Source organism: Streptomyces sp. (assembly GCF_035563135.1).
Classification (GTDB): domain Bacteria; phylum Actinomycetota; class Actinomycetes; order Streptomycetales; family Streptomycetaceae; genus Streptomyces.
The window spans coordinates 1-9,664 of the sequence record NZ_DATMVN010000555.1 but is presented as its reverse complement, the minus strand read 5'-3'; the positions used below and the strand labels follow the sequence as shown (position 1 = coordinate 9,664).

Below are 9,664 nucleotides of genomic sequence, written 5' to 3'. Positions count from 1 at the left end.
GCGCACGGGGGTGCTCAAGGGTGCCCGGCGCAACCTCGTCGCGGTGGGCGCGGGCGCGCTGCTGGCGGCCGTGCTCGGCACGGTGGTGACACTGGGCGCCACCTCGGGGAGCGAGGACCCGGAGGGGCAGAACGTCACGACGGAGCAGTCGGCGGACGAGGGCGGCAGCGGGAACGGCTTCTCCGCGGACGAGCCGGCCGACGAACCGGCCACGGGCGAGGGCCCGGCCGGCGGCGGCTCCGGGACCCCCGGCCCGTCCGGCACCGCCACCCCGTCCACGAGCGCCACCCCGTCCCCGGGCACCTCGGGACCCGCGACGAGCCCGGGCACGGGCACCCCGTCGAGCAGCAGCCCCAGCGGCTCCCCGACGCAGGGCGGCCCTTCGCCGACGAGGACGCAGACGACGGCCCCGACCCCCGACGAGTCCGAGTCCGGGTCCGAGACCCCGACCGGGACCCCGAGCGACTCCGAGTCCCCGGAACCCACCCCGTCCGAATCGGAAACGACCACGGAACCGAGCATGTCCGACTCCGCCGGCGGTCCTGTCCAGACCGTCACCGCGACGGCGACGGCGACGGAGGACGGTCCCGTTTCGCCGGCCACGGCCTGAGCACACGAACGCCGTACGGGCCCGTAGTCCGGGTCCGTACGGCGTCACAGGGACGACGGTCTCAGAACAGCCGCAGCTTGTCGTCCTCGATGCCGCGCATCGCGTCGTAGTCGAGGACCAGGCACCCGATCCCACGGTCCGTCGCCAGCACCCGCGCCTGCGGCTTGATCTCCTGCGCCGCGAACACGCCCCGCACCGGCGCCAGATGCGGGTCACGGTTCAGCAGCTCCAGATAGCGGGTCAGCTGCTCCACGCCGTCGATGTCGCCCCGGCGCTTCAGCTCCACGGCCACCGTCGCGCCGTCCGCGTCCCGGCACAGGATGTCGACCGGGCCGATCGCGGTCGGGTACTCACGGCGGATCAGGGTGTAGCCCTCCCCGATCGTCTCGATGCGGTCGGCGAGCAGCTCCTGGAGGTGCGCCTCCACACCGTCCTTGATGAGCCCCGGGTCGACACCCAGCTCATGGGACGAGTCATGAAGGATTTCCTCCATCGTGATGATCAGTTTCTCGCCCGCTTTGTTCACCACGGTCCAGATGCCCTCGTTGTCGTCGGCACCCTCCTTCAGGGTGCACGGCGGGGACATCCAGTTGAGAGGTTTGTACGCCCGGTCGTCGGCGTGGATCGAGACGCTGCCGTCCGCCTTCACCAGGATCAGACGGGGGGCGGAGGGCAGGTGGGCGGTGAGCCGGCCCGCGTAGTCGACGGAGCAACGGGCGATGACGAGACGCATGGTCGGCCACGCTACTCGACAACCAGGGGTCCACGCGATTCCCGTACGTCTCCCGCGCACCACTCCACGGACGCCGATCTGGCTTGCCCCTCTTTGCGACTGTTCGATACTGGCCGGTTGTGTTCCCAATCTCCTGGTGCGGCCCGGACTGCGCCCTTACGGTGGAAGCAGGAGGTCGCCGCCTGTGTACGCAGCGTCGCCACCCTGCCTTGCCCGTAAGGCCCCGGCCACCTGCCGGGGTCGCGAGAGGAGAACCCATGTCGCTCGACGTCTCACCGGCGCTGTTGGAACAGGCCGAGCGAGGCGAGGTCGACGAAGCCGACTTCGTCGACTGCGTCCGGACCTCCCTGCCCTATGCATGGGAGATGATCAGCTCCCTGGTGGCCCAGCTGAAGGTGGACGGCGGAGAATTCGCCGACAACCAGACGCCCCCGCCGGACGAGCAGGCACGTGGTCAGCTGCTGCGTGCGCTCGCGAGCGATGCGATACGCGGCGCGCTGCAGCGCCACTTCGGCGTGCGCCTGGCATTCCAGAACTGCCACCGTGTCGCGGTGTTCCCGCTGGACACCTCGGTCGACGAGAGGCTGGCCCGGTTCACCTCGGTGAGAGGCCAGTTGCTCAACCAGTCACCCGAACTGCGGGACTGCTGAACGCTTCTGCTGCCGCTTCGGGCCGCAGGAGGTGCAACTGGCTCCGGGGCGGCAGCTCCTGCACCACCGCATCACCAGGACCGCCGGCGTGAGCGGATCACTCCAGCAACGGCAGCACTTCCGTGCCCAGCCGCTGCACATTCGTCTCCGTCGCCGCGAGGTCGCCCGTCCCCTCGGTCATGAGGGCGAAGCGGGTGATGCCCGTGCGCTCCGCCGTGGCCGCCAGCCGGTCCGCAGCGAGGCGGGGCGGGCCGACCGGATGCAGGCCGCAGAGGAACTCCGTGTACGCCACGGGATCGCGCATTACCCGGTGGCGGCCGTCGATCGTCACATGGGCGTCGAGCCCCTGCCGCAGCCAGCCGGGCATCGCCTTCACGAGTGTCTCCACGGCGTCCGCGGGGCGGTCGGCGATCTGAGCCACCCCTGCGGACACATGTGCTACTCGCTCCACCACCTCCGCCGGCTGACCGGCCTCCCGGGCGGCCGAACGCCACAGAGCGACCATGCCGGCCTTCTCCTCGTCGCCGCAATGCATCCCGAGGAGCATCGGCAAACCCTTTTCAGCGGCGAGTTTCACGCTTTTCGGCGACGTGCATGCGACGATCACCTCGGGCCCCGGCGGGCCGTCCCCGAGGAGCTCGTCGGCCCGGGGCACGACGGCCACCTCACGGAAGCCGAAACGCTCCCCGCGGCCCGCCACCCGGGGCTTGCCGAGCCAGTCGAGCAGCAGCTCCAGCGCCTCGGGGAAGCCCTTCTCGTACGCCGCGAGCCCTCCGCCGAACACCTCCAGATCGACCCACGGCCCACCGCGTCCCACGCCGAGGGAGAAGCGCCCGCCACTCGTGAGATGCAGCAGCGCGGCCTGCTCGCCGAGCATGACCGGATGCTGGTTCGGCAGTACGCTCACCGCCGTGCCCACGCGGATCCTGCGGGTGCGGCCGAGCAGCAGGGCGGCCAGCGTCGTGGCGGACGGGCACACCCCGTACGGCACGAAGTGGTGTTCTGCCAGCCAGACGGAGTCGAGTCCCGACTCCTCCGCGACCTCCGCGGATCTGACGGCCCGGTGCAGGGCCTCGCCCTGCCCCTGGCCCGGGAACTGGGCTGCCAGTACGAACGTTCCTACGCGCATCGCCTATTGCCTCCTTGCGGCCGACGCGGCTGTCCCCCTCCACCGGCAACAACGTCTGACACGTGCCAAGGGCACGGTCCACGGCGAAGTTGTTGCGATTTTCCGGTAACCCACTCGCCCCGCTCCCGCTCATGTGTCACACCCGGCATCTGCCCGCAACCGATGCCTCTAGGCTGGACGGGACGATCTGCCCGTACCGCCACCCCGTGAGGTGTCCCGTGTCCCCGCGCCGCAACCGCCCCCGAGGCGGAGAGAGCTCCCTCGGCAACGCACGGGAGTGGACGGAGCGGTACGGCGGGGGAGGCGCCACGGAGAGCTGGCAGGGCGAGGAGTGGTCGGTGCGCCCGGTGAGCGGCGCGAGCGCGGCGGGCAAGCGCTACCGCTGCCCCGGCTGCGACCAGGAGATCCCGTCCGGGGTCCCGCACCTCGTCGCCTGGCCCGAATTCGGGGGGATCGACGACCGCAGGCACTGGCACAAGGCCTGCTGGAACGCGAAGGACCGCCGCACCACACGGGTGCAGCGGTCCAGGAACGCTCCGCGCTACTGAGCCGTCAGACGTCCCGCCGGTCCAGCGACACGAAAGCCCCGGCCATGGCCACGGCGGTCACGCCGAGGATGATCCACAGCGACTCCCAGCCCGACGGCCCCGACATGGTCATCGACGCCTCGTACATCGCTCCGAGCTGGGCGGGGATCGAGTACTGGAAGAGGGCCTCCTGCACGCCGGACAGCGACGGCGAGAACATGAACATCGCCAGCACGAGCGGGAGCAGCACCACCGCGATCATGATCGTGATGGCTCCCGCCGAATGCCGGATGATCGCGCCGAGCGCCAGCGAGAGCAGCCCGAGCACGGCCACGTAGAGGCCGACCCCGACCGTGGAGCGCACCCAGAAGCCGGTGTCGGGGGTGGCGCCGTCGAGCATGGCGGTCTGCAGGACGCCGACGATCCCGGTGGTCACCGTGGTGATCGTGAAGGCGAGCAGGAAGAAGACCACCGACTTCGCGATCAGCATCCGTGCCCGGCTCGGGCACGCGGTCAGCGTCGTACGCATCATCCCGGTGCTGTACTCGGATGCGATGGTCAGCACGCCGAGAGTGATCACGCAGATCGACCCGAGCAGCACCCCGAAGAATCCGAGGCTGAGCACGGGGGTCTCGCCCATGGGGGCGTCCGAGAGGCTCACGACGAAGGCGGTGAGCAGCCCGATGCCGACCAGCAGCACGATCATCACACCGAGGGTCCACATCGTGGAGCGCACGGAGCGGATCTTCGTCCACTCGGAGGCGATCGCGTCACCGAGACCGGGGGTGCGCACGGGGATCGGTGAGGCGTACAGGCTGGACGGGCCGGCCCAGCCCTGCGGGCTCCTGGGCGCCTTGTGCGTCTGCGGGGGCGGCGGAGTCGCCGGCATCGTCATCGGGAATCCTCGCTGGTCCTGCGCTCGGTCATGTCCGCCGTGGCTGCTGGGGTCGGTGCGGGTGCGGGTGCGGGTGCGGGTGCGGGTGCCGGTGTGCCGGCGTACGGGTTCTGTCCCGGGGGCGGCGGGGCGTACCAGCCCTGCTGCGGGACCTCCGGCGGAGGCTGGGGCACCGGGCCGGGCTGTGCGTACCCCTCATGACCGGGCTGTCCGTAACCGGGCGGCGGCAGCTGGAGCCCCGCCTTGGCGTCCGCCGTCGAGCGGTAGTCCACGGCGCCCTGCGTCATCCGCATGTACGCCTCCTCGAGCGACGCCCGGTGCGGCGAGAGTTCCCACAGCCGTACGTCCGAGGCGTGCGCCAGCTCGCTGATCCGGGGCAGTTCGAGCCCGGTGACCCGCAGGGCGCCGTCCGGCTCGGGCATGACCCGGCCGCCCGCCTCCGTGAGTGAGGCGGTCAGCTTCTCCCGGTCCTCGGGCCGGTCCGCCGGGAGGCGTACCCGGGCGAAGTCCGCGGAATTGGCCGAGATGAAGTCGGTGACGCTCATGTCGGAGAGGAGCTGCCCGCGGCCGATGACGATCAGATGGTCGGCGGTGAGGGCCATCTCGCTCATCAGGTGGCTGGAGACGAAGACCGTGCGGCCCTCGGACGCCAGCTGCTTCATCAGGTTGCGGACCCAGAGGATGCCCTCGGGATCCAGTCCGTTGACCGGCTCGTCGAAGAGCAGCACCTGCGGGTCACCGAGCAGCGCCGCCGCGATCCCGAGCCGCTGGCCCATGCCGAGGGAGAAGCCCTTGGACCGCTTCTTCGCGACGTCCCGCAGTCCGACGACACCGAGGACCTCGTCCACCCGGGCCGCCGGGATGCCCGCCAGCTGGGCCAGGCACAGCAGGTGGTTACGGGCGCTGCGCCCGCCGTGCACGGCCTTGGCGTCGAGCAGCGCCCCCACCTGCCGCGGCGCGTTGGGCAGGCTCCGGAAGGCATGGCCGCCGATCGTCACGTGTCCGGACGTCGGCCGGTCCAGGCCGAGCATCATGCGCATGGTGGTGGACTTGCCCGACCCGTTGGGACCGAGGAACCCCGTCACGGCCCCGGGCCGCACCTGGAAGGAAAGGTTGTGCACGGCCGTCTTCGCGCCGTAGCGCTTGGTCAGGCCGACTGCCTCGATCATTCTCCAGCCCCATCGACTTATCTGTCGTCGGGGCCCAGGCCTCAGGCCGCACGCCCCCCGTAAGAGTTAGGAGGATAACCAGCCGCGGGTGGTTCCGGCCAAGCCGTCGGGCGGAGGGCCGGCGCCCGGGGGCCGCTCAGGCGTCCCGTTTCTTCAGTACGAGGTAGCCGCCGATCAGCGCCGCCACCACCCACAGCGCCATGATCCCGAGCCCGGCCCACGGCCCGTACGGAGCGGGGTCGGTGTTCATCGCGTCCGGGACCACCTGCATGATCTTGGAGCCGGCCTGGTCGGGGAAGTAGCGGGCCACGCTCTTGGCGCCCGGGACCGCCGAGAGGATCTGCGAGACGAGGAAGAAGAACGGCATCAGGATGCCCAGCGAGAGCATCGAGCTGCGCAGCATCGTGGCCACGCCCATCGAGAGGACGGCGATCAGGCCCATGTAGACGCCGCCGCCGAAGACCGCCCGCAGCACGTTCTCCGCGCCGATGCCGGTGCCCCGGTCGCCGAGCACGGCCTGGCTGAGGAAGAACGTCACGAAGCTGGTGGCGAGGCCGACCAGCAGGGCCAGGACGCCCGCCACCGCGATCTTGCTGAAGAGGAACGAGCCGCGCTGCGGCACGGCCGCGAGCGAGGTGCGGATCATGCCGGAGCTGTACTCCGTGCCCACCACCAGGACACCGAAGACGACCATCGCCAGCTGCCCCAGGACCATCCCGGAGAAGCTCACGAACGTCGGGTCGAACGTGGCCCGCTCGGCGGCGGGGAGCTCGTCGAACTGGCTGTTCAGCAGCGCGCTCAGGGCGGCGCCCACGACGACGGTGACGGCGAACGCGGAGATCAGCGTCCAGGTGGTCGAGGAGACCGTACGGATCTTGGTCCACTCGGAATTCAGGACCGCGGGTACCGATGCCACCGCCGTCACACCTCCTTCGTACGGACGCCGGCCGTGCCGTCGGCCTGCTGGTTCCACTGGTCGCCCCAGTGCGGGCCCACCGGCGGCGGCCGGTCGCCGTCGCGTTCGGAGTGGGCGTGGTATTCCACGGATCCCGCGGTCATCTGCATGAACGCCTCCTCCAGGGAGGCCCGCTGGGCGCTGAGCTCGTGCAGCACGATCCCGTTCCGGCCGGCGAGTTCACCGAGCCGCTCCGGGGTCTCGCCGTCGATCTCCAGCGCGCCGTTGTCCGACTCGGCCGCGACGACGCCCTCCGCGTGCAGCAGGTCGCGCAGGCGCTCCTGCTCGGGGGAGCGCATCCGCACGAAGCTGCGGGAGTTCTCCCGGATGAAGTCGGCCATCGAGGTGTCCGCGAGCAGCTTGCCCTGACCGATGACGATCAGATGGTCAGCGGTGAGGGCCATCTCGCTCATGAGGTGGGACGAGACGAAGATCGTCCGGCCTTCCGCCGCGAGGGCCTTCATCAGATTCCTGATCCAGTGGATCCCCTCCGGGTCCAGGCCGTTGACGGGCTCGTCGAACATCAGGATCTCGGGGTCGCCGAGCAGGGCGGCGGCGATGCCCAGCCGCTGGCCCATACCGAGGGAGAAACCCTTGGACTTCTTCTTCGCCACCGCGCTCAGCCCGACCGTGTCCAGCACGTGGGAGACCCGGCTCACCGGGATGCGGTTGCTCTGGGCCAGGCACAGGAGGTTGTTGTACGCGCTGCGCCCGCCGTGCATCGACTTGGCGTCTAGGAGCGCCCCGATGTGCTTGAGCGGCTCCTGGAGGTCGCGGTAGTGCCGGCCGTCGATCCGCACCGTGCCGCTGGTGGGGTTGTCGAGGTCGAGCATCATCCGCATGGTCGTGGACTTGCCCGCCCCGTTCGGCCCGAGGAAGCCCGTCACCATCCCCGGCCTGACCTGGCATGACAAATGGTCGACGGCAACCTTGTTGCCGAAGCGTTTGGTGAGGCCGTCGAGCTCGATCATGCGGCCACGCTAGAACGGCCGCGCGCCCGGCGCCACCACAAGGGCGGAACCGGGCGCGCAAGGGGTACAGCTGATGTACGTGCCCCGGGCCGGTGGCTCAGCGGGTCTGCTGGGCGGGGACCCCGCGGGTGGCGGAGTCGTCCTCCGAGGGGGAGCCGGCGGCGGCGACCGCGGCGCCCGTCAGCGTCGCCAGCATCTCGCGGACGTTGGTCAGCTGGGCGTTGATCGAGTCGCGGCGGTTGGTGAGCGCCGCCAGCTCGCGCTCCGATTCGCTGCGGATCCGGTCGGCCTTGGCGTTCGCGTCCGCCACGATGTCCTCGGCCTGGCGCTGAGCCGTCTCCACCGTCTGACGGGCCCGGCGCTCGGCGTCCGTACGGAGCTTCTCCGCCTCCAGGCGGAGCTGCTCGGCGCGGTGCTCGATCTCGGCGAGGCGCTTCTCGGCCTTCGCCTGACGGGACGCGAGGTCGCGCTCCGACTGATCACGGCGCTTGGCGAGGTTCGTCTCGAAGTCCGCGGCGGCCTGGGCGGCCTTGGCGCGGGTCTCCTCGAAGAGGGCGTCGGCCTCCTCGCGCTTCTGCTGGGCGTCCTTCTGGGCGTCGGTGCGCAGCGTGCTCGCCTCGCCCTTGGCCTTCTCGACGATACGAACGCCCTCGTCCTCGGCCTTCGCCTTGCGTTCCGCGGAGAACGTCTCCGCGTCGTTGCGCACCTGCTGGGCGGCCGACTCGGCCAGCTCGCGGTGCTGCTCGGCCGCGCGGCGGGCCTCCTCACGCAGGTCCTTCGCCTCCTCCTCGGCGAGGCGGAGGATCTTCTCCACACGGGCGCCGAGGCCGGCGTACGACGGCTCGGCGTCGTTGACCTGGGCCTGGGCGTTCTGCGTTTCGAGGTGGAGCTCCTCGATGCGCTTTTCCAGAGAGGTGATACGGGCGAGGGCACTGTCACGGTCGGCGACGAGCTTGGTGATGCGGTCGTCCACCTGACCGCGGTCGTATCCACGTCGCACGAGCTCGAAGCCGAAGGGGGAGGAAGGGTCGCTCATGGGGTTCCTGTCGAATGAGACCGGTGAGGTGTTAGAGGGAATCCTAGGGGCCGAAGCGGCGTGTCAACGTGAAGATGCCGCTTTGGTATGGAGAATGACCCCCCTTTTGAGTGGCTGACCCCAGGTGAGCTTGCTACCCGCAGGGTTGAATGTTCATGGCGAATTCCATGAGCGGCTACCCGTCCGACGCCTTGTTCCCCGGCCGGTTGCCCGCCGCCGCCCCGGCCTTGACGCCTCCCGCGCCGCTCGCCGCCTTGCCCGCCCCGCCCGGGGCCTCGAAGGACTCCAACGCCTCCAGGACGTCCTGGACACGGGAGATCTCCGTGTTGATGTCCTCGCGCCTGCGGACCAGCAGGTCCAGTTCCCGGCGGCCTTCGTCGACCATCTGCTTCGCCTCGGCCTCGGCGTCGGCGCGCAGCTTCTCGGCCACCCGGGTCAGCTCGGCCTTCTTGGTCTCGGCCTCCTTGAGGAGCGACTCGGCGCGCTTCACGGCGGCGATACGGACCTTGCTCGCCTCCGAGTTCGCCTCCGCGAGGAGCTCCTTGGCCTTGGCCTCGGCCTCGGCCCGCTGTTCCGTCGCCGCCTTCATCAGCTTGTCGACACGCTCGCCCGCCGTCTTCATCTGCTCGGAGGTCTCGCGCCGGGCGCGCTCGTGCAGTTCCTCGATCTCGCTCTCGATCCGGGCCCTGAGCTCCTCCGCCCGCTCCCGGGTGGCGGTGGCGTCCCGGCGGGCGCCGACGAGCAGTTCGTCCGCATCCGTACGGGCCCGCTCCACCAGGGTGTTGCCCTCGACCGTCGCCTCCGAGGTGATCCGGACGGCCTCGTTACGGGCGGCCCCGACCATCCTGTCGGCCTGCTCCTCGGCCTCGGTGGCGGCCCGCAGCGCCTCCTCCTGAGCCTTGTCGATGAGCTGGTCGGCCTGCTCGGCGGCGTCGGTGCGGCGCTTCGCCGCGGCCTCGCGCGCCTCGTCCAGCAGCCGGTCCGCCTCC

Annotated in this window: 9 protein-coding genes and 2 pseudogenes; 3 read left to right on the top strand and 8 right to left on the bottom strand. The window is 70.6% G+C overall.

Annotated elements, in window-relative coordinates; translation table 11 throughout:
* Positions 1-610, top strand: a pseudogene (locus VN520_RS24680) (ATP-binding protein); the annotation flags it as partial.
* A 61-nt stretch (positions 611-671) separates the two neighbouring features.
* Here the strand turns inward: VN520_RS24680 and nucS are convergent.
* Positions 672-1,343, bottom strand: coding sequence for an endonuclease NucS (gene nucS, locus VN520_RS24675; protein ID WP_325749129.1), 672 nt, complete (start codon positions 1,341-1,343; stop codon positions 672-674).
* Positions 1,344-1,600: 257 nt separating this feature from the next.
* Here nucS and VN520_RS24670 point away from each other — a divergent pair, with 257 nt between their 5' ends.
* Positions 1,601-1,993 carry an SCO5389 family protein gene (locus VN520_RS24670; protein WP_203182494.1) on the top strand — a complete coding sequence of 131 codons (393 nt, stop codon included), beginning with the start codon at positions 1,601-1,603 and terminating at the stop codon, positions 1,991-1,993.
* 97 nt (positions 1,994-2,090) lie between these two features.
* On the opposite strand, the gene VN520_RS24665 is transcribed toward VN520_RS24670, so the two are convergent.
* Positions 2,091-3,122 carry an LLM class flavin-dependent oxidoreductase gene (locus tag VN520_RS24665; protein ID WP_325749128.1) on the bottom strand — a complete coding sequence of 344 codons (1,032 nt, stop codon included), beginning with the start codon at positions 3,120-3,122 and terminating at the stop codon, positions 2,091-2,093.
* A gap of 218 nt (positions 3,123-3,340) precedes the next feature.
* Here VN520_RS24665 and VN520_RS24660 point away from each other — a divergent pair, with 218 nt between their 5' ends.
* The gene (locus VN520_RS24660) at positions 3,341-3,670 is read left to right on the top strand and encodes an ATP/GTP-binding protein (protein WP_325749127.1); all 330 of its coding nucleotides are present in this window, start codon (positions 3,341-3,343) and stop codon (positions 3,668-3,670) included.
* Between the two features lie 4 nt (positions 3,671-3,674).
* On the opposite strand, the gene VN520_RS24655 is transcribed toward VN520_RS24660, so the two are convergent.
* The 6 genes and pseudogenes from VN520_RS24655 to VN520_RS24630 all read right to left on the bottom strand — a co-directional run.
* Positions 3,675-4,544 carry an ABC transporter permease subunit gene (locus tag VN520_RS24655; RefSeq protein ID WP_325749126.1) on the bottom strand — a complete coding sequence of 290 codons (870 nt, stop codon included), beginning with the start codon at positions 4,542-4,544 and terminating at the stop codon, positions 3,675-3,677.
* Positions 4,541-5,713, bottom strand: coding sequence for an ABC transporter ATP-binding protein (locus VN520_RS24650; protein ID WP_325749125.1), 1,173 nt, complete (start codon positions 5,711-5,713; stop codon positions 4,541-4,543). Before VN520_RS24650 ends, VN520_RS24655 begins: the two co-directional genes overlap by 4 nt.
* Before the next feature lie 136 nt (positions 5,714-5,849).
* Entirely contained in the window at positions 5,850-6,629 is a 780-nt protein-coding gene (locus tag VN520_RS24645) for an ABC transporter permease subunit (RefSeq protein WP_325749124.1), read from the bottom strand.
* Positions 6,630-6,634: 5 nt separating this feature from the next.
* Positions 6,635-7,639 (bottom strand): ATP-binding cassette domain-containing protein, encoded by a 1,005-nt coding sequence (locus tag VN520_RS24640; RefSeq protein WP_325749123.1) that lies wholly within the window; start codon positions 7,637-7,639, stop codon positions 6,635-6,637.
* A gap of 97 nt (positions 7,640-7,736) precedes the next feature.
* The gene (locus VN520_RS24635; protein ID WP_325749122.1) at positions 7,737-8,675 is read right to left on the bottom strand and encodes a cellulose-binding protein; all 939 of its coding nucleotides are present in this window, start codon (positions 8,673-8,675) and stop codon (positions 7,737-7,739) included.
* Positions 8,676-8,850: 175 nt separating this feature from the next.
* A pseudogene (locus VN520_RS24630) lies at positions 8,851-9,664 on the bottom strand (hypothetical protein); the annotation flags it as partial.